Origin of the sequence: Arthrobacter sp. YD4 (genome assembly GCF_030410515.1) — a bacterium.
Taxonomy (GTDB): domain Bacteria; phylum Actinomycetota; class Actinomycetes; order Actinomycetales; family Micrococcaceae; genus Arthrobacter.
This window is the reverse complement of sequence record NZ_JAUHHD010000003.1, coordinates 169,750-194,586: the sequence shown is the minus strand read 5'-3', so window position 1 is coordinate 194,586 and position 24,837 is coordinate 169,750. Positions and strand designations below refer to the sequence as shown.

Annotated in this window: 22 protein-coding genes; 8 read left to right on the top strand and 14 right to left on the bottom strand. The window is 70.8% G+C overall.

Annotated features, from left to right (window positions below):
- Positions 1–79: 79 nt before the first annotated feature.
- Together QWJ39_RS09320 and QWJ39_RS09315 are read left to right on the top strand one after the other, a co-directional pair.
- Entirely contained in the window at positions 80–1,192 is a 1,113-nt protein-coding gene (locus tag QWJ39_RS09320; RefSeq protein WP_290257875.1) for an aminotransferase class I/II-fold pyridoxal phosphate-dependent enzyme, read from the top strand.
- Complete coding sequence (locus QWJ39_RS09315) at positions 1,189–1,977, top strand: fused MFS/spermidine synthase (RefSeq protein WP_290257512.1); 789 nt, start codon at positions 1,189–1,191, stop codon at positions 1,975–1,977. Before QWJ39_RS09320 ends, QWJ39_RS09315 begins: the two co-directional genes overlap by 4 nt.
- Positions 1,978–2,005: 28 nt before the next feature.
- Here QWJ39_RS09315 and QWJ39_RS09310 read toward each other — a convergent pair whose 3' ends face one another.
- Positions 2,006–2,491 (bottom strand): MarR family winged helix-turn-helix transcriptional regulator, encoded by a 486-nt coding sequence (locus tag QWJ39_RS09310; RefSeq protein ID WP_290257511.1) that lies wholly within the window; start codon positions 2,489–2,491, stop codon positions 2,006–2,008.
- A gap of 230 nt (positions 2,492–2,721) precedes the next feature.
- On the opposite strand from QWJ39_RS09310, the gene QWJ39_RS09305 reads away from it, so the two are divergent.
- Positions 2,722–3,699 (top strand): ABC transporter substrate-binding protein, encoded by a 978-nt coding sequence (locus tag QWJ39_RS09305; RefSeq protein ID WP_290257510.1) that lies wholly within the window; start codon positions 2,722–2,724, stop codon positions 3,697–3,699.
- A 3-nt stretch (positions 3,700–3,702) separates the two neighbouring features.
- Here the strand turns inward: QWJ39_RS09305 and rsmD are convergent, their stop codons facing one another.
- Genes rsmD through QWJ39_RS09285 form a run of 4 tightly spaced genes read right to left on the bottom strand, consistent with a single transcriptional unit; the run spans position 3,703 to position 8,696 of the window.
- Positions 3,703–4,305, bottom strand: a complete 603-nt coding sequence (rsmD, locus tag QWJ39_RS09300; protein ID WP_290257509.1) for a 16S rRNA (guanine(966)-N(2))-methyltransferase RsmD — start codon at positions 4,303–4,305, stop codon at positions 3,703–3,705.
- Between the two features lie 18 nt (positions 4,306–4,323).
- Positions 4,324–6,585, bottom strand: coding sequence for an ATP-dependent DNA helicase RecG (locus tag QWJ39_RS09295; RefSeq protein WP_290257508.1), 2,262 nt, complete (start codon positions 6,583–6,585; stop codon positions 4,324–4,326).
- Entirely contained in the window at positions 6,575–7,642 is a 1,068-nt protein-coding gene (locus QWJ39_RS09290) for a DAK2 domain-containing protein (RefSeq protein ID WP_290257874.1), read from the bottom strand. The genes QWJ39_RS09295 and QWJ39_RS09290 overlap by 11 nt, the downstream gene beginning before the upstream one ends.
- A 22-nt stretch (positions 7,643–7,664) precedes the next feature.
- Positions 7,665–8,696 (bottom strand): thiamine-phosphate kinase, encoded by a 1,032-nt coding sequence (locus QWJ39_RS09285; protein WP_290257507.1) that lies wholly within the window; start codon positions 8,694–8,696, stop codon positions 7,665–7,667.
- Between the two features lie 71 nt (positions 8,697–8,767).
- Here QWJ39_RS09285 and QWJ39_RS09280 point away from each other — a divergent pair, with 71 nt between their 5' ends.
- Positions 8,768–9,271 carry a DUF3515 domain-containing protein gene (locus tag QWJ39_RS09280; RefSeq protein WP_290257506.1) on the top strand — a complete coding sequence of 168 codons (504 nt, stop codon included), beginning with the start codon at positions 8,768–8,770 and terminating at the stop codon, positions 9,269–9,271.
- A 24-nt stretch (positions 9,272–9,295) separates the two neighbouring features.
- Here the strand turns inward: QWJ39_RS09280 and QWJ39_RS09275 are convergent, their stop codons facing one another.
- The 5 genes from QWJ39_RS09275 to QWJ39_RS09255 all read right to left on the bottom strand — a co-directional run bounded on the left by QWJ39_RS09275 (position 9,296) and on the right by QWJ39_RS09255 (position 15,223).
- Positions 9,296–10,444 carry a D-alanine--D-alanine ligase family protein gene (locus QWJ39_RS09275; RefSeq protein WP_290257873.1) on the bottom strand — a complete coding sequence of 383 codons (1,149 nt, stop codon included), beginning with the start codon at positions 10,442–10,444 and terminating at the stop codon, positions 9,296–9,298.
- 32 nt (positions 10,445–10,476) lie between these two features.
- On the bottom strand, positions 10,477–11,535 hold the full coding sequence (locus tag QWJ39_RS09270) for an NAD(P)H-dependent glycerol-3-phosphate dehydrogenase (protein WP_290257504.1): 1,059 nt from the start codon (positions 11,533–11,535) through the stop codon (positions 10,477–10,479).
- Positions 11,532–12,341: a lysophospholipid acyltransferase family protein gene (locus QWJ39_RS09265; protein ID WP_290257502.1), complete on the bottom strand. Its 810-nt coding sequence runs from the start codon at positions 12,339–12,341 to the stop codon at positions 11,532–11,534. The genes QWJ39_RS09270 and QWJ39_RS09265 overlap by 4 nt, the downstream gene beginning before the upstream one ends.
- A gap of 8 nt (positions 12,342–12,349) precedes the next feature.
- The gene (murA, locus tag QWJ39_RS09260) at positions 12,350–13,675 is read right to left on the bottom strand and encodes a UDP-N-acetylglucosamine 1-carboxyvinyltransferase (RefSeq protein ID WP_290257501.1); all 1,326 of its coding nucleotides are present in this window, start codon (positions 13,673–13,675) and stop codon (positions 12,350–12,352) included.
- 135 nt (positions 13,676–13,810) lie between these two features.
- Positions 13,811–15,223: a PLP-dependent aminotransferase family protein gene (locus QWJ39_RS09255; protein WP_290257500.1), complete on the bottom strand. Its 1,413-nt coding sequence runs from the start codon at positions 15,221–15,223 to the stop codon at positions 13,811–13,813.
- Between QWJ39_RS09255 and QWJ39_RS09250 the strand changes: the two genes are divergently transcribed.
- Positions 15,222–16,148, top strand: a complete 927-nt coding sequence (locus QWJ39_RS09250) for a DMT family transporter (RefSeq protein WP_290257499.1) — start codon at positions 15,222–15,224, stop codon at positions 16,146–16,148. The genes QWJ39_RS09255 and QWJ39_RS09250 overlap by 2 nt on opposite strands.
- Positions 16,149–16,275: 127 nt before the next feature.
- Positions 16,276–17,754 (top strand): HNH endonuclease signature motif containing protein, encoded by a 1,479-nt coding sequence (locus tag QWJ39_RS09245; RefSeq protein ID WP_290257498.1) that lies wholly within the window; start codon positions 16,276–16,278, stop codon positions 17,752–17,754.
- Positions 17,755–17,860: 106 nt separating this feature from the next.
- On the opposite strand, the gene leuD is transcribed toward QWJ39_RS09245, so the two are convergent.
- Both leuD and leuC read right to left on the bottom strand, forming a co-directional pair.
- Positions 17,861–18,463 (bottom strand): 3-isopropylmalate dehydratase small subunit, encoded by a 603-nt coding sequence (leuD, locus tag QWJ39_RS09240; protein ID WP_290257497.1) that lies wholly within the window; start codon positions 18,461–18,463, stop codon positions 17,861–17,863.
- Positions 18,464–18,472: 9 nt separating this feature from the next.
- Positions 18,473–19,927 (bottom strand): 3-isopropylmalate dehydratase large subunit, encoded by a 1,455-nt coding sequence (leuC, locus tag QWJ39_RS09235; RefSeq protein WP_290257496.1) that lies wholly within the window; start codon positions 19,925–19,927, stop codon positions 18,473–18,475.
- A gap of 146 nt (positions 19,928–20,073) precedes the next feature.
- Here leuC and QWJ39_RS09230 point away from each other — a divergent pair, with 146 nt between their 5' ends.
- Both QWJ39_RS09230 and QWJ39_RS09225 read left to right on the top strand, forming a co-directional pair.
- On the top strand, positions 20,074–20,793 hold the full coding sequence (locus tag QWJ39_RS09230; RefSeq protein WP_290257495.1) for an IclR family transcriptional regulator: 720 nt from the start codon (positions 20,074–20,076) through the stop codon (positions 20,791–20,793).
- A gap of 38 nt (positions 20,794–20,831) precedes the next feature.
- Positions 20,832–21,383, top strand: a complete 552-nt coding sequence (locus QWJ39_RS09225; protein ID WP_290257494.1) for a DUF1697 domain-containing protein — start codon at positions 20,832–20,834, stop codon at positions 21,381–21,383.
- On the opposite strand, the gene QWJ39_RS09220 is transcribed toward QWJ39_RS09225, so the two are convergent.
- Both QWJ39_RS09220 and QWJ39_RS09215 read right to left on the bottom strand, forming a co-directional pair.
- The gene (locus QWJ39_RS09220; RefSeq protein WP_290257493.1) at positions 21,380–22,996 is read right to left on the bottom strand and encodes a GTPase; all 1,617 of its coding nucleotides are present in this window, start codon (positions 22,994–22,996) and stop codon (positions 21,380–21,382) included. The genes QWJ39_RS09225 and QWJ39_RS09220 overlap by 4 nt on opposite strands.
- Positions 22,993–24,765: a dynamin family protein gene (locus tag QWJ39_RS09215; RefSeq protein WP_290257872.1), complete on the bottom strand. Its 1,773-nt coding sequence runs from the start codon at positions 24,763–24,765 to the stop codon at positions 22,993–22,995. Before QWJ39_RS09215 ends, QWJ39_RS09220 begins: the two co-directional genes overlap by 4 nt.
- Between the last annotated feature and the right edge of the window lie 72 nt (positions 24,766–24,837).

Here is a 24,837-nt window from a genome sequence, read left to right as displayed (position 1 = left end):
GGAACCCTGGCAGCGGACGGCCACCGGAGCGAACCTGCTCGGCGCCGACGGGACCCTGGGCGTCACCATCTTCGAGGAAATGACCACCCTGGCGCTCTCCACCGGCGCCATCAACCTGGGCCAGGGCTTCCCGGACGAGGACGGCCCGGCCGAGATCAAGGACGCCGCGCAGGCCGCCATCGCCGCCGGAGCCAACCAGTACGCACCGGGCAAGGGGATCATCGAGCTGCGCGAGGCCATCTCGCTGCACCAGGAACGCTTTTACGGCCTGACCCCGGACCCGCAGACCGAGGTGATCGTCACTACCGGCGCCACGGAGGCCATCGCCGCCGCGCTCCTGGCCCTGGTGGGCCCGGGCGATGAGGTCCTCACCTTCGAACCGTTCTACGACTCCTACGGCGCGATCATCGGCCTTGCCGGCGCCACGCATGTCACCGCGCCGCTGCTGGCCCCGGATTTCATGCCGGACCTGGACGCCCTGGAGGCGGCCTTCAGCGACCGGACCAAGGTAGTGCTGGTGAATAACCCGCACAACCCCACCGGGGCGGTCTTCCCCCGCGAGGTGCTGGAGCGCGTCGTCGCCCTCGCCCGCCGGCACGACGCCGTGATCGTCACCGACGAGGTCTACGAACACCTCACCTTCGGCCCCGCCCACCTTCCCGTGGCCGGGCTGCCCGGCGCCGCGGACCGCACCCTGACCATTTCCTCCGCCGGCAAGACCTTCTCCTTTACCGGCTGGAAGATCGGCTGGATCTCCGGCCCGGAGCATCTGATCTCGGCCGTGCGCACGGTCAAGCAGTTCCTCAGCTACAGTTCCGGCACCCCGTTCCAGAGTGCGATCGCCCTGGGGCTCGGCCTGCCGGACGAGTTCTACGCGGGCATCGCGGACACCCTGCGGCTGAAGCGGGACATCCTCAGCGAGGGGCTGCGGGCCGCCGGCTTCGACGTCTTCACCCCGCAGGGCACGTACTTCGTCAACGTGGACACCGCGCCGCTGGGCATCACGGACGCCCTGGACCTGGCCCGGCGGCTTCCGGAGCTGGTGGGCGTCGCCGCGATCCCGGTCCCGGTGTTCTGCCACGCCGAGGGCGCCGAACGGACCCGCAGCCTGCTCCGCTTCGCGTTCTGCAAGCGGACGTCGGTGCTCGCCGAGGCCGCGGAGCGCCTGGCGACCCTCCGGGGCCGGCTGTGAGCTCCCCGTCCCCGGCAGGCTCGCGGTTCCTGCGCACCACCGGCCAGCATGCCGCGATCGAACGGGACGAGTTCACCGACGGCGGCTACATCCTCAGCATCGGCGGCGCCGAACAGTCGCACGTCAACCTGGCCGAACCGGACGACATCTTCTACGAGTACCTGCGGCGGATCGGGCACATCGTCGACCTCGCCGCGCCATGGGGCGAACCCGTCACGGCGCTGCACCTGGGCGCCGGCGCCCTCACCCTGGCCCGGTACATCCAGGCGACCCGGCCCGGGTCGGTGCAGTACGCGGTGGAACTCGAACGCGAACTGCTGGACTTCGTGCTGGAGCGGCTGCCCATGCCGGAGGGCACGGAACTGCACACGGTCATCGGCGACGCCCGGGAGGCCCTGGCGACCCTGCCGCCGGAGCTGCGCTTCGACGTCGTCATCCTGGACATCTTCTCCGGCCCCGAGGCACCCGCCCACATCGCCTGCACGGAGTTCTACCGGGAGGCGGCCGCCCGCCTCACGCCGCGCGGGGTGCTGGTGGTCAACGTCGGCGACGAGCCGGGCCTGACCCTGGTCCACAGCCAGGTGGCCGCGCTCCGCCGGGCCATGGCGGACGTCGCCGCGTTCGCCGAGTCCGGCCTGTTCTGCGGCCGCTACCCCGGCAACATCATCCTTGCCGGCACGCAGGGCCCCTGGCCGGTGCAGTGGACGGCCGCGCTCACCGCCCGCGGGCCGCACCCGGCGAAGGTGCTCACCGGCGTCGAGCTGGACGCGATCGCGGAAGCGTAAGGGGCCTGGGACCGCAGAACCCGGCTGCTCAGCCGAAGGCGATCTTCCGCAACAGCTCCCTCAGCTGGTCCCGCTCGGCGCCGCTGAGTGCGGCCAGGGACGTGTTCTCGGCGTCCCGCACCGCCCCCGCGGCCCGGCCGTACAGGTCCCGGCCGGCGGCGGTGGCCCGGATGACCTTGGACCGCCGGTCCCGCGGGTCGGCGGCGCGTTCCACCAAGCCGCGGGCCTCCAGCGCATCCACCAGCGAGACGATCTGGCTGGGGTCCAGGCGCAGGAAGCCGGAGAGCTCCCGCTGCGAGGGGTCGGTGCCGCTGCAGGCCAGGGCCAGCACGGAGTAGGAACGCACCTTCAGCTCCAGTGGCGCCAGCAGCGCGTTGGCGTGGCCGATGCCCACCGAGCGGGCGCGGGCGGCCAGAAACTCGATCTCGCCGGCCAGCTCGCTGGCCAGCAGGCGGTCCGGAACGGCGGCGGAGCCTTCCCCCTGGTCCGGGTCCGGCGTGAGTGGTGCGGCCACAAATCCTCGCAGTTCTTGGCGGGTGCGCGGGGCGCATGACAGCAGCAACATTACCCGCGGCCCCTGCCGCGGTCCTCCGGCGGCGCGCACAGAGATCGTTGGAAAAATAATGATTGACTTTATCAATTATGTGGGTTGTCATTTATGTAATCCGGGGCCCGCCGGAAAGGCGGTTAGCGGCCGTGCGGGCTCCGAAGGCCGGATAACTTACCCCAAGGAAGTGGACTGTTATGAAGAGACTGACCTTTGCCGCCGTCGGCGTTGCCGCCGCGGTGCTCCTGACGGCCTGCGGCGGAGGATCCCCGTCCGGCACCGGATCCGCGGCGCCTGCCGCAGGGGCGGACGGTCTCCGCAGCATCAGCGTCGGCGTGATTTCGATCGCGCCGTCCGCTGCCGTGCAGATGGGCATCGACGAGGGCATCTTCGCCAAGCACAAGCTCAAGGTCGAGCTGCAGAGCGGGCAGGGCGGCGCGGCGATGCTTCCCGCCGTCTCCACCGGCACCATGAACTTCTCCGTCGGCAACCCGCTGTCCGTGCTCCTGGCCAAGAACAAGGGCCTGGACATGAAGATCGTCACCGGGTACTCCAACTCCCTGGCCACCGGCGAGGACATCAACGGCGTGGTCGCGAAGGCCAATTCCGGCATCACCTCCGCCAAGGACCTCGCCGGGAAAAAGGTCGCCGTCAACACCATCAACGCCCAGGGCGACCTGACCATCAAGGAGGTCGTCTCCCAGCAGGGCGGCGATCCGAACGCGGTGCAGTTCCTCGAACTGCCCTTCCAGGACATGGGCGCTCAGCTGGCGCAGGGCAACGTGGACGCCGTCTGGGTCCCGGAGCCGTTCCTGTCCAAGCTGCTGGCGGACGGCAACAAGCTGGTCACCTACAACAACCAGGCCGCGCTGCCCGGGCTCCCCACCATGGTGACGTTCACCAGCGGCAACTACGCCCAGCAGAACCCCGAGGTGGTCAAGGACTTCAAGGCCGCCATGACGGAGACGCTCAGCATGGCCCAGAGCAACCCCGACAAGGTCCGGGCGCTGCTGCCGGCGTTCATGAAGATGCCGGAAAACGTCGCCAAGACCCTGCGCCTGGAGAAGTTCGACGGCGCCGTGGACGAGCCGACGCTGACCAAGCTTGGTGCGCTGATGGCCAAGTACAAGATCGTTCCCTCGGAGCCGGACGTCTCCGGCACCATCCTGAAGTAGGGGCTACTCCCCGGCGTCGCCGGCGGTCTCCTCCGCCGGCACGCCGGGCTCGGCGAACCAGAGCCTGGTCTCGCCATATTTCTTCTCCGCGAACCGTTCCAGCCCCTCGGGCCAGGACGGTTCCGGCGTGCGGGCGGAGCGTTCGACCACGACGACGGCGCCCTCGGCCAGGAGCGGCAGGAGCTTGGCCAGCACGGCGGCCAGGGCGTCCTCCTCGAGCGGGTAGGGCGGGTCCAGGAACACCAGGTCCCAGCGGGTTCCCTCCCCCGCCCGTTCCAGGAACGATTCGACCTTGGAGCGGTGCACCGAGACCACCTTGCGCCGCAGCGCGGTGTTGATCAGGTCCGCGTTGCGCTGGCAGACCTCGGAGGCCTTGGCCGCGAACTCCACCAGGTCCACGCCGGCGGCCCCGCGGCTGGCGCTCTCGACCCCGAGGGAGCCCGAGCCGGCGTAGAGGTCCAGTACGCGGGCGTCCGAGATCACTTCGAACGCGTCCAGCCGGGAGAACAGTGCCTCCTTGACCCGGTCCGTGGTGGGCCGGGTCAGGGAGCCCGGGACCCCGGCCAGGGTGGTTCCGCCGGCCGCGCCGGCGATGATCCGGCTCACGGGCGGTGGTCCTGAGTGCTAACCGCGTTCAAGGAACGCCTCCTTCTCGGGGTTCAAATAATCGTCGATGGCGGCGGCCAGCGCCGCGTGGCGGGCCAGTCCCGGGTCCCCGCCGATGATCGCCTGCGCGTCCTGCCGGGCCCGGGCGATGACGTCCTCGTGCTCGAGGACGCGCAGCAGCTTCAGGGTGGACCGGCCGCCGGACTGGGAGGCGCCCAGGATGTCGCCCTCGCGGCGGAGCTTGAGGTCCTCCTGGGAGAGTTCGAACCCGTCGGTGGTGGACGCCACGGCCTCAAGGCGCCGCCTGCTGGGGTGTCCCGGCTCCAGGGTGGTCACCAGCAGGCAGGTCCCGGGCAGTCCGCCGCGGCCCACCCGGCCGCGGAGCTGGTGCAGCTGGGAGATGCCGAAGCGGTCCGCGTCCAGGATCACCATGAGGGTGGCGTTGTGCACGTCCACGCCCACCTCGATCACGGTGGTGGAGACCAGCAGCTTGGTCCGGTTGGCGGTGAACGCGGCCATGGTGTCCGACTTCAGCGCCGGGTCCTGCCGCCCATGCAGCGGCACCACCGGCACCCCGGCGAGGGCCGGTTCATCCTGCAGCAGTTCGACGACGCCGGTGACGGACGCGAGTTCCCGGGCGCCGCCGCCGGCCAGGTCCGCGTCGCTGGGTTCGGCCTCGCCGGGGCTGAAGTCGCCGTCGTCGTCATCGCCGATCTTGGGGCACACGACGTAGACCTGGTGCCCGGCGTCGATCTCCTCGCGGGACCGGGACCAGATCCGCTGAGCCCAGGCCGGGTGTTCGGCCAGTCCCACCACGTGGGTGGAGATCGGGGCGCGGCCCGCCGGCAGCTCGTCCAGCACGGAGGTCTCCAGGTCGCCGAAGACGGTCATGGCGACGGTGCGCGGGATGGGTGTGGCAGTCATGACCAGCAGGTGCGGGGGTTTGCTGGCCTTGGAGCGGAGCACGTCGCGTTGTTCGACGCCGAAGCGGTGCTGTTCGTCCACCACGATCAGGCCGAGGTCGTAGAAGGAGACGTTCTCGCTCAGCAGCGCGTGGGTGCCGATCACGATGCCGGCGGTGCCGGAAGCGGCGTCCAGCATCGCCTGCCGGCGGGCGGCGGTGGGCATGGAGCCGGTCAGCAGCGTCACCTGCACCGAGTCGGGGCCGAACCCTCCGAGCAGCCCGTCGCGTGAGAGCGGGCCCAGGGTCCGCCGGATCGACTCGAAGTGCTGGGCGGCTAGAACCTCGGTGGGGGCCAGCAACGCGGCCTGGCCGCCGGCGTCGACCACCTGCAGCATGGCGCGCAGGGCCACGATCGTCTTGCCGGAGCCCACCTCGCCCTGCAGCAGCCGGTTCATCGGTGAGTCCCCGGCCAGTTCCGCGGCGAGGGTCTTCCCGACGGCGGCCTGGCCGGCGGTCAGGGTGAACGGCAACTGCCGGTCGAAAGCGGTCAGCAGCCCCTCTGCCACGGGGCGGCGGGCGGTGGCTTCCTCGGCGGCCAGCTGGGAGCGGCGCCGGGCGAGGGCGGACTGCAGGACCAGGGCCTCCTGGTAGCGGAAGCGGTCCCGGGCGCGGCGCCAGTCGGCGTGGACCTCCGGGGCGTGGATCAGCCGGTAGGCCTCGGCGACCGGCAGGAACTTTTCCCGGGCGGAGATCTCGGCGGGCACAGGGTCCGGCAGCTCGGCCAGGTCCGCGGTCTCCAGCAGCGTGGCGATGACCTTCTGGATGGACCAGCTGGTCAGCTTTGCCGTGGCCGGGTACACCGGGATGGGCATGGCGGCGAGCTTCTCCGGGTCCATGCCCGGCACGTCCGGGTCCTCGTCCAGGAGCTGAAAGTCGGGGTTGGTCAGGCCCAGGCTCCCGCCGTAGCGGGTGATCTTGCCGGAGAAGAGCGCCCGGACACCCGGCTGCAGTTCCGCCCGGGCGCGGAAGCCGTTGAAGAAGCTGACCTTGAGCGTGCCCGCCTGCGCCGTCCCTGCCCGCGGTGCGGCACCGTTCGCACTCCCCGAGCCCGCGTCGTCGGAGATCACGACGTCGGTTATGGAGCCGCGGCGGGCGCGCATCTGCCGGGTGCTGTTGGAGAGCACCCGGGCGATGAGCGTGACTTCCTCATCGAGCGGCACCTCGCTGATGGGGGTCAGCTCGCCGCGGGTGACGTAGCGGCGCGGGAAGTAGTTCAGCAGGCCGCCAACGGTGGTGATGCCGAGGTGCTTCTCGATGACGGCGGCGGACCGCTTCCCGATCCGGCGGTCCAGGGCGAGGTTCAGCTCAGCGGACATGTCCGTCGGGGTCCGTGCTGCCGGCGGCGCCGGGGACGGCCGCCTCCGCGGGGTCCCGCGGGACGGCGAGGTCGCTGATGCTGGTCTCGGTGGGCTCGCCGAGGGAACGGATGAGCGCTACGGCGGGAGCCGCGTCGGGAACGTGCACGTGGACGCGCCAGCGGTAGGCGCCCTCGGCGTCGGCGTCCTTGCCTACCTGGCTCATGATCACCGACTCGCCGATCTCGTCCAGCCGCTGCCGCATGGTGGCGGCGTCCAGCGGGGAGAGCGAGATGGTGCACATTACCTCCACGCCCTCGTCCCGCGGCATGTCGGCGTGAATGTGCGGATCCTGCACGTCGTAACCGTGCAGTCCGTCCACCAGGGCCTCCTGGAGCTCCTCCCCCAGCACGGCCGAGCGGAGGCAGTCGAGGATCAGCAGCATGCCGACGCCGCCGGCGTCCACCACCTTGGCGGCGTGCAGTGCCTCGAGTTGATCCTCGGTGTGGACGACGGCGCCCAGCGCGGCCTCGACGGCGGCGTCCAGGGCCAGGCCCAGGGTGTGGTTGCTGTCGTCCCCGCCGTGTTCGGCGTCGACGGCGGCCACGGCGCGGGCGGCGGCCTCCATGACCGAGAGCATGGTTCCGGGGACGGGGTCGCTCAGCGCGGACCAGGCCCGGAGCTGGGCGCGGTTCAGGGCGGCAGCCAGCAGCGGGGAGCTCATCCGGGGATGGCCGGCCAGCGGCTCGGCGACGGCGCAGAGGAAGACGGCAAACAGGGTCCCGGAGTTGCCGCGGGCCTGCTCGATGGCGGCCTGGCCGGCGCGGGCCAGGAGCGCCCCAACGTCGTGCTGGGCCGGATCCGGGGCAGGTACGGCGAACGGCTGGCCGCCGGCGGGCAGCTGCGGAAGGGCGGAGGTGTCCGTGGCGACGTCCTGCAGCACGCGGGCGGCGGCCCGGACGGTGAGGTAGAGGTTGGTGCCGGTATCGCCGTCGGCCACCGGGAAGATGTTGATGGCGTTCAGGCGGTCGCTGTGGTTTCCGAGCGTCGTTTCTGCCTTGCCCAACCACCGCTTCATCGCTTGCGCGTTGGCGGCAATCTTAGTCTGCAAAGTGATCCCATCCCACAGTGTCAGCGGGCTTGCCCGCTATGGTCACGGCCGGGCCGTCATTCGTTGCCCGGGCCTTTACCGAGCCTATCGCAGTGAAACCGGGAGGCAGCTGAACGTCGGCGGGAAAGGCCGCCAGCAGCCCGTGGTCCTCCCCGCCGCCCAGGACCCAGTCCAGCGGGTCCGTCCCCAGGAGGGCGGCGGCGTCCTGCAGCGGGGCGGCCAGTTGTTTCAGCGCGGCGGGGTCCAGGTCGAGGACGGCGCCGCTGGCGTCTGCCAGCCTGCCGCCGTCGCGGACCAGGCCGTCGGAAATATCCATCAGCGCGGTCGCCCCGGCGTCGCGGGCGGAGGGCCCGGCGGCGAGCGGGGGCCGCGGCCGGCACTGGGTGTCCAGCAGAGCGCGCTGTTCCCGGGTCAGGCGATCCACCGGGACCTCCGATTCGAGCAGGGCGAGGCCGGCGGCGGCGTGCCCGACGGTGCCGGCGAGGGCGAGCGTGTCCCCGGGCCGGGCGCCGGAGCGCAGCACGGGGGCGCGGCCGTCGAGGCTGCCGAGGATGGCGACGGAGACGGAGAGTTCGCGTCCGCGGCCGAGGTCACCGCCGGCGACCGCGCAGCCGCCGGCGCCGAGTCCGCTGATGCCGGCGCTGATGCCGTCCGCGAAGTCCTCCACCCAGCCCACGGTGGTTTCCGGGGGCATGGTCAGGCTGACCACCAGGGAGGTGGCCCGGGCACCCATGGCGTTGATGTCGCTGAGGTTCTGCGCGGCGGCCTTCCAGCCGACGTCGTAGCCGGTGGTCCGGTACCCGTTGTTCCACTGCAGCCGGAAGTCCTGGTCCGCCACCTGGGTGTCGATGCTGATCACGGTGCGGCCGTCCGGGGCGGCGACGATCGCGGCGTCGTCCCCGGGGCCCAGCAGCAGGACGTTGCCGTCGCCGGCGTTCAGGCGAGGAAAGATCCGTTGCAGCAGCTGGGACTCGGAGAGGTCGGCCACGGTCAGCGGGGTGGTGTTCACGATGTCAGGCACGTTCCTACGCTACCGTCCGGGTCCGACAGTGACGGTCCGGGCGCCCGCTCCGGCCGGGATAGGCTGGATGGATGCAGCAGCACCGCCAGTCCGGATCCCGTCGCCCCCTCCGCTTCCTGGCCACCGTCGCCGCTGCCGGGCTGGCTTTGAGCGCCTGCTCCCCCGCCGTCGACGTCGCCCCCGCCAAGGATGCGGCCAACCCGGCGTGCGCGCCCATGATGGTGGCGTTGCCGGATTCGATCGGCGACGCAAAGCTCCGCAAGACCAACAGCCAGGGCACCGCCGCGTGGGGGGACCCGTCCCTGCTGGTGCTGCGCTGCGGCGTGAACGTCCCCGGCCCCACCACGGACCGCTGCGTGACCGTCAACGGCGTGGACTGGGTCATCAAGGAGGGCGATCCGGTGTGGACTTTGACCACGTTCGGCCGCGAACCCGCGACGGAAATCCTGATGGACCCCAACAAGATCAGCTCCGCCACGGTCCTCGCGGAGCTGGCGAACGCCGCCGGCAAGGTGAGGTCCACCCGCAACTGCGTCGGCCAGCAGGACCTGCAGAACCTGCCCACCGGCAAGTAGCGGCGGGCAGGCTTTACGGGGCCGCTAGCGCAGGCCGGTCTTGCGGTGCAGGGCCAGGTAGATGAGCTCGTCGATCAGTTCCGCGTAATCCAGCCCGGAGGCCTTCCACATCTGCGGGTACATGCTCTTGGGCGTGAAGCCGGGCATGGTGTTGATCTCGTTGATGATCAGTTCGCCCTCGGGGGTGTAAAAGAAATCCACCCGGCTCAGGCCCTCGGCGCCGACGGCGTCGAAGGCCACGGCGGCGAGCTCGCGGACCCGGGCGATGTCCTCTTCCGGCAGGTCCGCCGGGCAACTCAGCGAGGCCGCGTCGTCCTCGACGTACTTGGCGTTGAAGTCGTAGAAGTCATGGCCGCCGCCGGCCACCGAGATCTCGCCCGGCATGGAGGTGCGCGGGGCGTCCGTTCCGCGACCTTCGAGCACGGCGCACTCAATCTCGCGGCCCACGATGCCGGCCTCGATCACCAGCTTGGGGTCGTGCCCGCGGGCGGTTTCGATCGCGGCGTCCAGGCCGTCCAGTGAGTCGACCTTGGAGATTCCCATCGACGAGCCCGCGCGGGCGGGCTTGACGAAGACCGGGAAGCCGAGGGCGTCGACGCGCTTGCGGACGCTCTCCGGGTCGGTCAGCCACTGCCGGTCCGTGACGGTGATGTAGGGCCCCACGCGCAGGCCGGCGGACTCGAAGACCACCTTCATGTAGTGCTTGTCCATGCCGACGGCCGAGGCCAGGACCCCGGCGCCCACGTAACGGGTGTCCGAGAGCTCCAGCAGCCCCTGGATGGTGCCGTCCTCGCCGAACGGGCCGTGCAGCAACGGGAAGACCACGTCCACGGAGCCGAGTTCCTGCGGAACCTGGTTCGGGGCGGCCACGATCAGCTGGTGCTCGCCGCCGATCTCGGCCAGCGTCACGGTCTGCTCCGAGGGCGCCACCTCCGGGAGGGAGGACGCGGAGAGGGACCAGTCCCGGGTGTCCCCGGAGGCCAGGACCCACTGGCCCGTCTTGGCGATGCCGATCGGGATGACCTCGTACTTGGCCTTGTCGATCGCGCCCAGGACGCCGGCGGCGGTGACGCAGCTGACGGCGTGTTCGCTGGAGCGGCCGCCGAAGAGCACGGCCACGCGGGGCCGCGCGGAGCCGGTCAGGGCGTCCGAGGTCTGGGCATCTGAGGTCAGGGCTTCAGGGGTCGGGGTGTTTTCCGGCACTGTCAGTAATCGCCTTCGGGTTTCAGGTCCCGGGACAGCAGCAGCTGCCCCAGTTGGTCTACGTGGAGTTTTCCGGCCAGCACGGCGACGACGGCGGCTGTGATGGGCATCTCGACGCCCAGTTTTCCGGCAAGCTCGTGGACGGCCTGGGCGGACTTGATGCCCTCCGCGGTCTGGGTCATCTCGGCGGTGACCTGGTCCAGGGTGAGTCCGGTGCCGAGCAGCCTGCCGGCGGTGTGGTTGCGGGACAGTGCCGAGGAGCAGGTGGCCACCAGGTCGCCCAGCCCGGCGAGCCCGGCCATGGTGCGGGCCTCACCGCCCAGGGCCAGGGTCAGGCGGGAGGTTTCGGCGAGGCCGCGGGTAATGACGGAGGCCTTGGTGTTGTCGCCCATCTGCTTGCCCTCGCAGATGCCGACGGCCAGGGCGATGATGTTCTTGACGATGCCGCCGATTTCGACGCCGACCACGTCTGAGGTGGTGTAGGGCCGGAAGTAGGGTGCGGTGCAGCTGCGGGCCATCCACCCGGCCGGGGCGGATTCGGTGCAGGCGACGACGGACGCGGTGGGTTCCTCCCGGGCGATTTCCATCGCCAGGTTGGGTCCGGAGACGACGGCGACGCGGCCGGCCGGCAGGTCGAGTTCCTCGCGGATGACCTCACTCATCCGGGAATCGGTGTGCAGTTCCAGTCCCTTCATCAGGGATACCACGAGCGCATCGGGCGCGATCAGGTTCTTCCAGTCGCGAAGCTGCGGCCGCAGGGTCTGCGCCGGAACGGCGAGGATCACCAAGTCGGCGCCGTCCAGGACCTCGGCGACGTCGGTGGAGGCGGTGATGCTGTCCGGCAGCAGGATGCCCTTGAGGTACTGCTCGTTGCGGTGTTCGGCGTTGATCTGGTTGACGACGTCGGCCCGGCGGCCCCAGATCCGGATGGTGCGGTCCACGCCGGAGGCCGTGGCCGCGTCAGCGACGACCTTGGCGAAGGTGGTCCCCCAGGAGCCGGCGCCGAGGACGGCGACCCGCCGGGCCGAACCCTCCCAGCTGCGCGCGTGCTCCGCCGTCACGCGGTGCCGCCGTCGTTAGCAGTTCCAGGGGCGCCGCCGTCGGTAGCCGTGGTGGAGGGGCCGGTTCCGCCGCGTTCGACGAACCGGCCGTGGGTGCTCTGGTTGTGCGCCGAGGGGTCCCAGCGGACCAGCGGCGGCTGGCCGCCGCGCAGGGTGGCCAGCAGTTCCGTGATGGCGTCCATGATGACCTCGGTGGCCTCGGTCAGCGTGGCGCGGTCCAGCGGCCGGCCCTCGAACGCGCTGAGGTCCACGGGATCGCCGACCAGGACACGGGAGGTCTTGCGCGGGAAGACGTGAAACCGCTTGGCGTAGCGGGGAAACACCTCGTGGGCGCCCCAGTGGGCCATGGGGACCACGGGGATGCCGGACTCGAGGGCCATCCGGGCGGCCCCGGTGTGCCCCTTCATCGGCCAAAGCTCCGGGTCACGGGTGAGCGTGCCCTCGGGGTAGATGATGATGGCGCCGCCCTCGTTGACCACTTCCCGGGCCACCTGGAGGGACTGGTTGGCGCCCGCCGTCGAGCGTTCCACCGGAATCTGCTTGGTGTTGCGGAGCACCGCGCCCACCACCGGAACCTTGAACAGGCTGCCCTTGGCCAGGAAGTGCGGCATGCGCTTCTGGTTGTAGAGCATGTGCCCGATCACCAGCGGATCGATCTCTGTGCAGTGATTGGGCGCTGCGATGAAGCCGCCGGCGGGCAGCTTCTCCAGGCCTTCCCACTTCTTCCGCATCAGCAGGTTCATGATGGGCCGGACGATTCCGGCGACGATCACGAAGGTGGTCTGGCTTGTGGCCGTTTCTTTCATCGGGTCCGCTACCCGGCCGAGGTGATATCGAAATCGGCGCCCAGGCCGGCGAGCTTTTCGGTGAAGCGCTCGTAGCCGCGGTTGATGATGTCGATGCCGGTGACGCGGGAGGTGCCGGTGGCGGCCAGTGCCGCGATCAGGTGGCTGAAGCCGCCGCGCAGGTCGGGAACGTCGATGTCGGTGCCCTTGAGCTGCGTGGGGCCGGAGATGACGGCGGAGTGCAGGAAGTTGCGCTGGCCGAAGCGGCACGGGACGCTGCCCAGGCATTCGCGGTGCACCTGGATGTTGGCGCCCATGCGCACGAGTGCCTCGGTGAAGCCGAAGCGGTTCTCGTAGACGGTTTCGTGCACGATCGAGACGCCCTCGGCCTGGGTGAGCGCGACGATCAGCGGCTGCTGCCAGTCGGTCATGAAGCCGGGGTGGACGTCGGTCTCGAGGACCAGCGGGCTGAGCTTGCCGCCCGGGTGGTAGAAACGGATGCCGTCGTCGCCAATGTCCATGCCGCCGCCCACCTTGCGGTAGGTGTTGAGGAAGGTCATCATGTCCCGCTGGGTGGCCCCCTCGACGAAGATGTCGCCGCGGGTGACGAGGGCGGCGGAGGCCCAGGAGGCGGATTCGTTGCGGTCGGAGAGGGCGCGGTGGTTATAACCACCGAGGTCTTGGACACCCTCGATCCGGATCGTGCGGTCCGTCTGGACGCTGATGATGGCGCCCATCTTCTGCAGCACGGCGATCAGGTCCACGATTTCCGGCTCGGTGGCCGCGCCGGAGAGTTCGGTGATGCCCTCGGCCCGGGTGGCGCTGAGCAGGACCTGCTCGGTGGCGCCGACGGACGGGTAGGGCAGGGCGATCTTGGCACCCTTGAGGCCGTTAGGGGCGGAGATGTGGATGCCGCCCGGGCGCTTCTCGACGACGGCGCCGAACTGGCGGAGCACGTTCAGGTGGTAGTCGATCGGGCGGTCGCCGATCTTGCAGCCGCCCAAGTCCGGGATGAAGGCCTCGCCGATCGCGTGGATCAGCGGCCCGCACAGCAGGATCGGGATGCGCGAGTCACCGGCGTGGGCGTCGATGGCGGTGTGCGAGGCCGTCTTGGCGTTGGTCGGATCCAGGGTCAGGTCCCCGGTGACCGGGTCCTTGTCCACGGTGACGCCGTGCAACTGGAGCAGGCTGGTGACAACCTCAACGTCCTTGATCTCAGGGACGTTGCGCAGCACGGACGGCTCGTTGCCGAGCAGGGCGGCCACCATCGCCTTGGGGACAAGATTCTTGGCCCCACGGACGGTGACGCGGCCGGTCAGCGGGACGCCTCCGCGGATTGTCAGAACACTACTCATTTACCAGTTTCCTCACGACTACTCGCCCCCAAATACTTACAAAGGCTCCCGCTAAGTGTAGGAGGTCGCGTTACCGATCTGAAATACGGCACGGTTCGGCGGCGCCGCGTCCCGGCCCGATGGGCAGTTGGCTGACTATCGGCCGTTGCGCCCCAAGGCCTCCCCCAGCACCCGGGCGGCCCGGGGGAACGCCGCCGGGTTCGGGCCGGCATAGTTGAGCCGCAGGAACGGGCCCGAGGCCTCGGCCGGGAACCAGCCGGCACCGTCGGCGATCACCACGCCGCCGGCCTCGCAGTCCCGGACCAGGCGGTCCATTGCGGTGCCGTCCGGGAGCCGGGCCCAGAGGTTCAGTCCCCCGGCCGGGACGTGTGCCACATGCGCAGCCGGTGCGTGCTCGCGGAGGCTGTCGAGCAGCAGGTCGCGGCGGGATTTCAACAGGCTCTTGAGGCCGCGCAGGTGCGCCTGCCATCCGGGCTGGGTGACGACGTCGACGGCAGCGGCCTGGAGCAGGCCGCTGACGTACATGGACTCCGCCAAACGGTCGGCGACGATCCGTTCCCGGGCGGGTCCGCGGGCGACGACGGCCGCCACCCGGACTGCCGGGGAGAGGCTCTTGGTCAGGGACCGGAGGTAGACCACGTGGCCGGATCCGTCGCGGGCGGCGAGCGGCGCAGGGTCCGCGGTGATGCCGAAGTCGTGGGCCCAGTCGTCCTCGATCAGGAAGGCCCCGTAGCGTCGCACCACATCCAGCACCTGGTCGCCGAGGTTCCGCGTCCAGTGCGCGCCGGTGGGGTTGGCGAACGTCGGTTGGGCGTAAAAGGCGCGGGCGCCGGTTTCCTCGAAGGCGCGGGCGAGCTCCTCGACATCGGGCCCGTCCGGCCCGCTCGGCACCGGGATGACCCGGACGCCGGCGCTGGCGGCGGCCAGGATGGCGCCCCAGTAGGTGGGCGACTCCATGAGCAGCGGCTGGCCGGCGCCCACCAAGGCGCGGAAGAGGGAGCTGAGTCCGCTCTGGGATCCCGGGAGGATCACGACGTCGGCCGCGACGGGCGGCGTCACGTCCGGCAGCGATGATGCGCCGAGTTCCTGCGCGAACCATGCCTGGAGTTCCGGCAACCCGGCCATAGGCGGGCGGGCGACGGCCGCATCGCTCCGGGCGGCGCGGGTCAGGGCAGCACGCACCATCCGGCCGGGCAGCAACTCCCGGTCCGGATAGCCGGCGTTGAAGGCGGTGACATCGTTTGGCACGTCGCGCATGGCGGCGGGATTGGGCCGAAGCGCGCCTGGCGCGGGACCCAGGGCCGCTGACTGCCATCCGTAGTCGGAGGGTCGGACCTGGGCGCGGGGACGGACGAAGGTACCCACGCCGGGCCGGCTCTCGATCAGCCCCTGTGCGGCCAGGGACCGGAGCGCAGACTGCACCGTGACGGGACTGGCCTGGTATTCGGCCACGAGCGCCCGCGTGGACGGCAGCCGGGCCCCAGGCGCGGCGGCCGACACCCAGGCCCGGAGGCCATCGGCGATCCGTGAACTGCTATTGTCAGACATGAAAGTCAATAGTAGCGCTACTGCCATTATTCCCGCTCCGCTATCGGCCGGGCCGTCCACGGGATACGGATGGGGGCTCCTGGGCGTGGTGGCATTTTCGCTGACCGTACCGATGACCCGGCTGGCGGTGGGCGGGATGTCCCCGCTGTTCATCGGGGCCGGCCGCGCGGTGGTGGCCGCGGTCCTCGCCATGCTGGTCCTGGCGGCCACAGGCCAGCGGCTCCCCTCGCGGCGGCAGTGGCTCCGCCTTGCCGTCGTTGCCGGGGGAATCGTTCTCGGCTTCCCGCTCCTGACGTCCTTTGCCCTCCACACCGCAGCCGCCAGCCACGGCGCGGTGATGATCGCACTGCTGCCGGCCGCGACGGCCGCCGTCGTCGTGATCCGCACCCGTGCCCGGCAGGGGACCCGATTCTGGGCGGCCACCGCGGCCGGGGCCCTGGCGGCCGCCGCGTTCGGCCTGCTGCAGTCCGGCGGGATCGAGGGGCCGCAGTGGGCAGATCTGCTGCTGCTGGGCGCCGTGGCATCGGCCGCCGTCGGCTATGCGGAGGGCGGCCTGCTGGCCCGTGAAATGGGCTCGTGGCAGACGGTGTCCTGGGCGCTGGTTGCTGCCTTCCCGGTCATGGCGGGGCTCACTGTTCTGTCTGTTGTCGCGCAGCCGATCGACGCCGATCCCGGCCAGTGGGCGGCGTTCGGGTATCTGGCCGTGGTCAGCATGTTCCTCGGCTTCTTCGCCTGGTATCGCGGACTGGCGCTGGGCCCGATGGCCAAGGTCAGCCAGATCCAGCTGGTGCAACCGGTGCTGAGCATCGGCTGGGCCGCGCTGCTCCTGGGCGAACCGGTGGGCTGGCTGACCGTCGCGGGCGGCCTGGCGGTCATTCTGTGCGCGGCCCTTGCTGTCCGGGCGAGGGTGGAGGCGTCGGGATAGGTGACGAACCCGTTCTCGGGGACCCGACGGCTCCCGGGGAGCCGGCCTGCGGCACCACAGCACCCCATTCTTTACGCGCCCACGGCCCCAATCCTTAAATGTCAGACCCCTCCGATTGAGTTAGTTCATGGAAGGCAGTCGGAAGCTTTTCGAGGATTCAGTCGCAGCGGCGATCCCGGTTGGAGGCGCGGCGGCGATCATCGATGAGCTCCGCGCCTTGGAGGACCGGAAGTCGGCGATCGCAGCCCGGCAGGCACGGTTGGCGGTGGCGCTGGACCTGGTCCGGCGGCGCGAACAAGCCGCGCTTGGCTTGCCGGCGGACCAGCTCGGCGCCGGGGTGGGGGCGGAGATCGCGTTGGCGCGGCGGGAATCCCCTGTCAAAGGCTCCCGCCTGCTGGGTCTGGCCCGGGCGCTGGTGACCGAGATGCCGCGCACCTTAGCCGCCCTCGACACCGGGCGCCTGAACGAATGGCGGGCCACCCTGCTGGTCCGTGAGACCGCCTTCCTCGACTCTGCTGACCGTGCCGCGGTGGATGAGGAACTCGCCGCCGACACCGGCACCTTCGACGGCGCCGGCGACCGGGCCATCATCTCCGCCGCCAAGGCCGCCGCCTACCGGCACGACCCGAGATCCGTCACCCAACGGGCAGCCCACGCCGAAACCGAACGCACCGTCAGTCTCCGACCGGCGCCGGACACCATGTGCTACCTCACCGCACTGCTCCCCGTCGCCGCAGGAGTCGCCGCCTACGCCGCCCTGACCCGGCACGCCGACACCGCCCGCGCCACCGGAGACACCAGATCCCGAGGCCAGTTGATGGCGGATGCTTTGATCGAACGCGTCACCGGCACGCCGGGCGGGATCACCGGCATCGAGGTCCAGCTCGTCATGACCGACCGGACCCTCCTCGCCGGCGACAGCGAACCGGCAAGGCTCGCCGGCTACGGGACCGTCCCGGCCGGGTGGGCCAGGAAGCTCGTGGCGTCGGGAGGGAAGACCACCGGAGTAGGCGGAAAGTCTCGACCGGAAAAGCTGTCCGTGAAATCGTCTGGCGTGGCAAGTGGGGACGTGGACATGTCCGTCTGGATCCGCCGGCTCTACACCGCACCCGGCACCGGCGAACTGACCGGCATGGACTCCCGTGCCCGGCTCTTCCCCGCAGGTCTGCGCCGGTTCATCGAAACCCGCGACGACACCTGCCGCACGCCGTATTGCGACGCACCCATCCGGCACCTGGACCACATCGTTCCCTGGCGCCGGGGCGGAGAAACAACCGCAGCCAACGGCGCCGGACTTTGCGAAGCCTGCAACCACACCAAAGAAACCCCCGGCTGGACCTCACGGCCAGTCGGTAGAGCAGAGCCCGGCAACAGGGCAGAACCCGGCGCCAGACCGGCCGACGGTCGTCACGCTCTCGAACTGACGACGCCCAGCGGCCACGTCTATCTCTCTGTCGCACCGCCGATGCCGGGAACCCGCAGCGGCGGGCCCAGGAGGTCGTGTGCGGAGGCTCTCTTAGGCGACCTCCTTCGCTCAAGACCCCGAACTCAAATCCACCGGCGCAACAGACGCCGTCCCGGGCGCCGCGTCCGGTTGCCGTCCTAGCAGGTCACCAGCGAGCCCTTTGAACCACACCGCCGCCTTAAACCACACCGCCGCCGGGCAAGAGCCCGGCGGCGGTGGAAGCGGCAGCATTCTGCCTGCGACAGAATCAGCCCAGCTTGGCGGGCAGCGTCGTGGGCTTGAATGCCGGCCGCGTGGCCTCGTAGGCGGTGATGTCTTCCTCGTGCTGAAGGGTCAGCCCGATGTCGTCCAGACCTTCCAAGAGGCGCCAGCGGGTGTAGTCGTCGATCTCGAACGGAGCAACGACATTGCCGCACTCGACCGTCTTGGACACCAGGTCCACTCGGACCTCGGTGCCCGGAGCATTCTCCAGCACCTTCCAGATCAATTCGATGTCGTCCTGCGACAGCTCGGCGGCCAGCAGCCCCTGCTTGCCCGAGTTGCCGCGGAAGATGTCGGCGAACCGGGAGGACAGCACTGCCTTGAAGCCGTAGTCCTTGAGCGCCCACACGGCGTGCTCACGCGAAGACCCTGTCCCGAAGTCCGGCCCGGCCACCAGCACCGATCCCGCGGAGAACGGTTCCTGGTTAAGGATGAAGGACGGGTCCTTGCGCCAGGCGGAGAACAGGGCGTCCTCGAAGCCCGTCCGCGTGATCCGCTTGAGGTAGACGGCGGGGATGATCTGGTCCGTGTCGACGTTGCTCTGCCGCAGCGGGACGCCGATGCCGGTGTGGGTGGTGAACTTTTCCATCGTCTCTCCTTAGGCTGCGCTGGAGCGGTGTCCGGCGGACACGGGCTCGGGGTCAAGATCCGACGGCGAGCTCAGGGTGCCGCGCACCGCCGTCGCCGCTGCCACAACGGGCGAGACCAGGTGGGTGCGGCCGCCCTTGCCCTGTCGTCCCTCGAAGTTGCGGTTCGAGGTGGACGCGCAGCGCTCCCCCACTTCCAGTTGGTCGGGGTTCATGCCAAGGCACATCGAGCAGCCGGCGAACCGCCACTCGGCGCCGAAATCCTTGAAGACCTTGTCCAGCCCCTCGGCCTCGGCCTCCAGCCGGACGCGGGCGGAACCGGGGACCACCAGCATGCGGATGTTCGGGTCCTTGGTGCGCCCGCGGATGATGTCCGCCGCGGCGCGCAGGTCCTCCATCCGGGAGTTGGTGCAGGAGCCCAGGAAGACGGTGTCCACCCGGATGTCCTTCATCAATGTGCCGGCCTCGAGTCCCATGTACTGCAGGGCGCGTTCCGCGGCGGCCTTGGCGTTCTCGTCGCCGAAATCCGCGGGCGAGGGCACCTTGTCGGACAGCGAGACGCCCTGGCCGGGGTTGGTCCCCCACGTCACGAAGGGCTCCAGCGTGTCGGCGTCGAGGTCCACCTGGGCGTCGAAGACGGCGTCGTCGTCCGTCCGCAGCGTGTTCCAGTACTCAATCGCGGCGTCCCAGTCCGCGCCCTCGGGGGCGTGCGGACGGCCCTGCATGTAGTCGTACGTCGTCTGGTCCGGGGCCACCATGCCGGCGCGGGCCCCGGCCTCGATCGACATGTTGCAGATCGTCATCCGGGCTTCCATGGACAGCGCCCGGATCGCCGAGCCGCGGTACTCCAGCACGTAGCCCTGGCCGCCGCCGGTGCCGATCTTCGCGATGACCGCCAGGATGATGTCCTTGGCCGTCACGCCAGGGCGCAACGTGCCCTCGACGTTGATGGCCATGGTCTTGAACGGCTTGAGCGAGAGCGTCTGGGTGGCCATGACGTGCTCCACCTCGGAGGTGCCGATGCCCATCGCGAGCGCACCGAAGGCGCCGTGGGTGGAGGTGTGCGAATCGCCGCAGACCACCGTCATGCCCGGCTGGGTCAGTCCAAGCTGCGGGCCCACGACGTGGACGATGCCCTGTTCGGCGTCGCCCAGGGAGTGCAGGCGCACCCCGAATTCCTTGCAGTTGTTCCGCAGGGTCTCGATCTGCGTGCGGCTGGTCAGGTCGGCGATAGGCTTGTCGATCGCGAGCGTTGGGGTGTTGTGATCCTCGGTGGCGATCGTCAGGTCCGGCCGGCGGAGCTGGCGGCCGGCCAGGCGCAGCCCCTCGAACGCCTGCGGGGAGGTCACCTCGTGCACGAGGTGAAGGTCGATGAAGAGGAGGTCCGGCTGGGCGTTGGCGCCTTCGCCGTCCCCCTTGCGCACCACGTGCGCGTCCCAGACTTTCTCGGCCAATGTCTTTCCCACGGCCTGCTCCCTCCACTGCGTTCGCTGCTGCCAGGGCCGCCGGAATCAGCCCGGCGGCGTTGATGCTATCCACTGAATCAGCACGCTGACCGAATAAGCCAGCGCAATGATTTGCATCTCAGATATTGAGACGGCAATATCATTACATGGACAACTCTAGTGGCGTTGGCGTCATCGATAAAGCGGCACACGTACTCGACGCCCTCGAGGCCGGCCCCACCACCCTGGCCCAGCTTGTCGCGGCCACCGGCCTGGCCCGCCCCACGGTGCACCGGCTGGCGCTTGCCCTGGTCCACCACCGGCTTGTCAGCCGCGACATCCAGGGCCGCTTCGTCCTCGGCAGCCGCTTGGTGGAGCTGGCCTCCGCCGCCGGCGAGGACCGGCTGATTGCCTCCGCCGGCCCGGTCCTGATGCAGTTGCGCGACGCCACGGGCGAGAGCGCCCAGATCTTCCGACGCCAGGGCGACTGGCGCGTCTGCGTCGCCTCCGCCGAACGCCCCATCGGCCTGCGCGACACCATCCCGGTCGGGACCCAGCTGTCCATGAAGGCAGGCTCGGCCGCCCAGGTGCTCCTGGCCTGGGAGGACCACGACCGCCTGCTCGAAGGCCTGCAGGCCGCGCGCTTTACGCCCACCGTCCTGGCCGGAGTACGACGCCGGGGCTGGGCCCAGAGCCTCGGCGAACGTGAGCCCGGGGTCGCCTCCGTCTCGGCCCCCGTCCGCGGCCCGTCCGGACGCGTCATCGCCGCGGTCTCGATCTCCGGTCCCATCGAGCGCCTCACCCGCCAGCCGGGCCGCCTGCACGCCGAGGTGGTCTGCAACGCCGCCCGCACGCTGACCGAGGCGCTGCGCAAAACGAACGACTGATCCTCCCCGGCGTCGGCGGCCGGCGCTAGGCTGTGCGGATGAACAGCTATGCGGTCTTCCTTCGCGGGGTCAACGTCGGCGGCATCACCATCAAAATGGCCGAACTGAAGGATGCCCTGAAGCAGCGGCCCTTCGGCTCCGTGAAGACACTGCTGGCCAGCGGGAACGTGGTCCTGACCAGCGACCTGCCCGCGGCCGGGGTGAAGGCCGAGTTCGAGGAGTGCCTGCGCGAGGCTTTCGGCTACGACGCCTGGGTGGTGGTACTGCCCGCCGAACGCCTGGCGGAGCTGGTGGCCGCGTGCCCGTATCCGCCGGACGACGCCGGCACGCACAGCTACGTCACGCTGTCCTCAGACGCCGGAGCCCTCGCCGAACTGTACGACGCCGGAACCGCACTGGACGGCGTGGAGCTGACCCTACTGGGCCCCGAGGCGGTGGCGTGGCTTGCCCCGGCCGGCGGCACCCTGGACAGCCCGTTCAGCAAGCTCTCCTCGAAGCCGAAGTACAAGTCCTCCACCACCACGCGCAACCTGCGCACCCTGATCAAGGTCCGCGACGCCGCCGCGGACCTGCAGGGAGGGCGCGTCTAGCCCGCCGCCACCTTCAGGGCGCCGTTGAACGCGGCGAGCCGGCTGGCTTCGAGCTCGACGGGCGCCACCACGAGGTCACGGGCGACGGCGTCGACCGCGGCTTCCAGCCGGCGCCGCGCGGCCCGGGCCCGCGCCCTGGCGGCGATTCCTGCCAGGGTCCGCGCCGCCAGCGCCAACACCACACCCAGCAGCACTCCCCCGGCCACCAGCACCGTGGGCACCGGCCAGCCTTCGACGCGGGGAACCTCCGGAACCGGCAGCTGGAAGTAGCCCAGCGCCGCCAGTACCCCCAGCCACCCCAGCCCGGCCACCGCGGCCGCCAAACCCAGCCACTGCAGGACGTTGAAGACCCGCCACCACCAGGAGCCCCGCCCCGCGGACAGTTCGGTCCCGGCGATCGCCTGGTCAAGCGCGTCCGGGAGCTGCTCCCGGCCCTCCCGGGCTGCGGCGCGGATGGCCGCCCGCCACGGTCCCGGCGCGCCGTCGGAGGCGGCATCGGCGAAGTCCCGGACCGCAGCGTCGGTCCGCGCCCGCTCCGGCGCACCGGCGGGGGGCAGCGAGGTCCGGTTCAGCTGCGGCGGTTCCCCGGTCCGGCGCAGGTTCAGCCTGCGCAGGGGGTCCGGCCGGAGCCGGGCGAGCCAACGGGTCACCGGCCAGCCGGTCCGGCGCGTCGCCTCCAGCCGGTAAGAGGCGGCCACCGCGTCCACCACCAGCGGCACGTTGGCGGCCGTGGCCAGTTCCCGGGACAGGCGTTCCCGGCTGCCGGGCCGGACGCCGGCGGCCTCACCCGTCCCGGATTCTTCGGCCAACCGGTGGGCCGCGTGGTCGACGTCGGCCGCCAGCCGCTGGGACAGCGCGCGCCGCTGCATGGCCACCTGGCGGATCGCGGCGCGGACCTTATCCACCCCGGTCCCCACGAGGGCCGAAGCTCCGAGGACCTGCACGGAACCCAGTCCGTCACGGTGGAGCAGGGATTGGAGGGATTCCAGGACCGGCCTCACGTCGTGTTCCGGCAGCCGGTCTACCTGGTTGAGGACCACCAGGGTCACGGCGGCATGGGAGGCGAGCGGGGCGAGGAAGTCGTCATGCACCGCCGCGTCGGCGTATTTCTGCGGGTCCAGCACCCAGACCAGGACGTCCACCAGGCCGGTCAGGCGCTCTGCGATGGCCCGGTTTTCGGCGCGGGTGGAGTCAATATCCGGCAGGTCCAACAGGATCAGTCCGGTGGAGTCGTCCGCGAAGCCGGGCACGGCCGCGGCGACATGCCGGTGGCGCACGTCCAGCCAGTCCAGGAGCTCTCCGCTGCCTTCGGCGCCCCAGATCCCGGCGAGCGGCTCCGACGTCGTGGGGCGGCGGGCCGCCGCCGTCGCGATGGCCGCGCCGGCCACCGCATTGAACAGCGACGACTTTCCGCTGCCGGTGGCCCCGAAGAAGCCCACCACGGTGTGTTCGGCGGAGAGGGAACGCCGCGAGCTGGCACGCTCCAAGACCTGCAGGACCCCGTCCAAGGTCTCGTCAGGCAGCACCCCGGCCGCCAGTTGCCGCGCGTCATCCAATGCTTCCAGCCGGCGGTCCAGGCGGGAGGCCTCCCGGGCCGAGGCGTGGCGGTTCATGAGGCCGCCAGCGCTGACAGGGCGGCGGCCCGCGCCTGCAGATCTTTGGCCGGAACGGCGTCCGCCGCCGCGACCTCGAGGCGGTCCAGGAATCGCTGCCGCTCGTCGTCGAGGAGGCGCCGGCAGCGTTCCTGCAGGTCGGTGCGGGCGGTCCTGGCCAGCCGGCGCACTGCATCCTCACCGAAGACCGCTTCCAGGACGCGCTGGCCGATCACGGCCGTCCCGCCGGCGACGCCGATCTCGAGGCCGGTGAGCCCGGCGGTCATGGAGAAGACGACGATCATCAGCGCCGCACCGAGGCCGTTGATTCCGAAGGACAGCCAGCGTGCCTGGGTGCGTTTGCCTTGTCCCTCGGTCCGGATCAGCTCCATCAGGCTTCCCTGCCAGGCTCGGATCTCGGCCGCGACGGCGTCCGCGAAGCCCGGCGAGGTGCCGGACAGGTCGTCGGTGCCCAGCAGGCGGCGGCCGGCCGGGTCGGAGCGCCAACGCCGGTCCGTCTCCTCGGCGGCGTTGGCCGCCTCGTCGAGGATCACCGCCTGCAGGCCGGTCTCGATGGCTGTTTCGACGCGGACCGCCGGGGCCGGTTCGCCCCGGAAGAACGCCCCGACGCGGTCCCGCATCCGGCCAATGTTCTGTTCCATGACGCGGAAGAACTCCCCGGTGCCGACGAAGTCCTGCCACCGGGCGAGGACCTCTCCCCGCAGCAGGGCACCGTCGCGGGTGGCGGCCTGGATGCGGCCGGCGGCGTCCCGGTAGGCGTTCGTGGCGTCCAGCTCCAGCTGCCGGGCCGCTTCCTGCTGCGCCGCGACGACGTCTGCAGCGGCGGTGAACCTGGCGGCGAGGCCCTTAATGGCGCCGTTGAGGGTTCGCCGGGCGATTGCGGATCTGCCGGCGGCGTCCGCCGCGATCCCGCGCAGCCAGGCCAGCAGGGGCGCCACCGTGGCCGGCGGCAGCATGCCCTCACGGTCCAGGGGCACCTCCGGGACGATGAACAGCCTCGCCGAGCCGAGGCCCTGGCGCTCGAGCATCGTCCGCAGGTCGCCGGCCACTTCGTCTTCGGCCGCCCGCGGCACGCGGTCCAGCACCACGGCCACGGTGATGTCTCGGGCGGCGGCGTCCAGCAACAGGCGCCAGGGCACGGCGTCGGCGTAGCGGTTGGCCGTCGTCACGAAGATCCAGAGATCCGCCGCGGCGAGCAGCTGTCCGGCGAGCTGGCGGTTCTCATCGGAGACGGAGTCGACGTCGGGGGCATCCAGGAGGGCCACGCCGGCCGGAACCGCCGGGTCGCCGGCGAGGACCAGCGAGGTCACCGGGTCAGTCTCCTCGCCGACGGCGGGGATTGAGGCAGGCTGCGCAGGGGGCGGCCCGGCGAGGACGGCGCCGCGGATCCTGCCGAGCGTGGGCAGCACGCGTTGGTCCTCGAACCAGCCGGCGTCGTCCGGGTGGTGCAGGAGGATGGGCTGGCGGGTGGTGGGGCGGATCGCCCCGGCGCGGGTGACGCGGTGGCCTACCAGGGCGTTGACCAACGTGGACTTGCCGGCGCCGGTGGATCCGCCGACGACGGCGAGCAGGGGCGCGTCGAGGCTGCGGTAGCGGGGCAGGATGTAGTCATCCAGTTGGGCGGCGGCGTTGAGGACGTCGCGGCGGGCGTCTCCCACCCCGGGGAGGTCCAGCGGCAGGACCACGGTGGCCAGGTCGCGGCGGGCGGACTCCAGCAGCTCTACCGCGTTCGCCTGGCGTGCGGCGGCCTGCCCTGCGCGGGCGGGAATGGTGCTCTCGTGGTCGCTCACAGCTTCATCATGGCAGGTCGACGGTCCGCGGGGCGGCCGGGCAGCGGCATT

Bases quoted from the DNA above. Each gene is read 5' to 3' on its own strand.
- leuD (WP_290257497.1), bottom strand. From the start codon at position 18,463: ATGGAAAAGTTCACCACCCACACCGGCATCGGCGTCCCGCTGCGGCAG.
- QWJ39_RS09295 (WP_290257508.1), bottom strand. From the start codon at position 6,585: ATGTCCGCTGAGCTGAACCTCGCCCTGGACCGCCGGATCGGGAAGCGG.
- QWJ39_RS09280 (WP_290257506.1), top strand. From the start codon at position 8,768: ATGCAGCAGCACCGCCAGTCCGGATCCCGTCGCCCCCTCCGCTTCCTG.
- murA (WP_290257501.1), bottom strand. From the start codon at position 13,675: ATGAGTAGTGTTCTGACAATCCGCGGAGGCGTCCCGCTGACCGGCCGC.
- QWJ39_RS09305 (WP_290257510.1), top strand. From the start codon at position 2,722: ATGAAGAGACTGACCTTTGCCGCCGTCGGCGTTGCCGCCGCGGTGCTC.
- QWJ39_RS09220 (WP_290257493.1), bottom strand. From the start codon at position 22,996: ATGAACCGCCACGCCTCGGCCCGGGAGGCCTCCCGCCTGGACCGCCGG.
- QWJ39_RS09290 (WP_290257874.1), bottom strand. From the start codon at position 7,642: ATGAAGCGGTGGTTGGGCAAGGCAGAAACGACGCTCGGAAACCACAGC.
- QWJ39_RS09250 (WP_290257499.1), top strand. From the start codon at position 15,222: ATGAAAGTCAATAGTAGCGCTACTGCCATTATTCCCGCTCCGCTATCG.
- QWJ39_RS09255 (WP_290257500.1), bottom strand. From the start codon at position 15,223: ATGTCTGACAATAGCAGTTCACGGATCGCCGATGGCCTCCGGGCCTGG.
- QWJ39_RS09245 (WP_290257498.1), top strand. From the start codon at position 16,276: ATGGAAGGCAGTCGGAAGCTTTTCGAGGATTCAGTCGCAGCGGCGATC.
- QWJ39_RS09225 (WP_290257494.1), top strand. From the start codon at position 20,832: ATGAACAGCTATGCGGTCTTCCTTCGCGGGGTCAACGTCGGCGGCATC.
- QWJ39_RS09320 (WP_290257875.1), top strand. From the start codon at position 80: ATGACCACCCTGGCGCTCTCCACCGGCGCCATCAACCTGGGCCAGGGC.
- QWJ39_RS09230 (WP_290257495.1), top strand. From the start codon at position 20,074: ATGGACAACTCTAGTGGCGTTGGCGTCATCGATAAAGCGGCACACGTA.
- QWJ39_RS09265 (WP_290257502.1), bottom strand. From the start codon at position 12,341: ATGAAAGAAACGGCCACAAGCCAGACCACCTTCGTGATCGTCGCCGGA.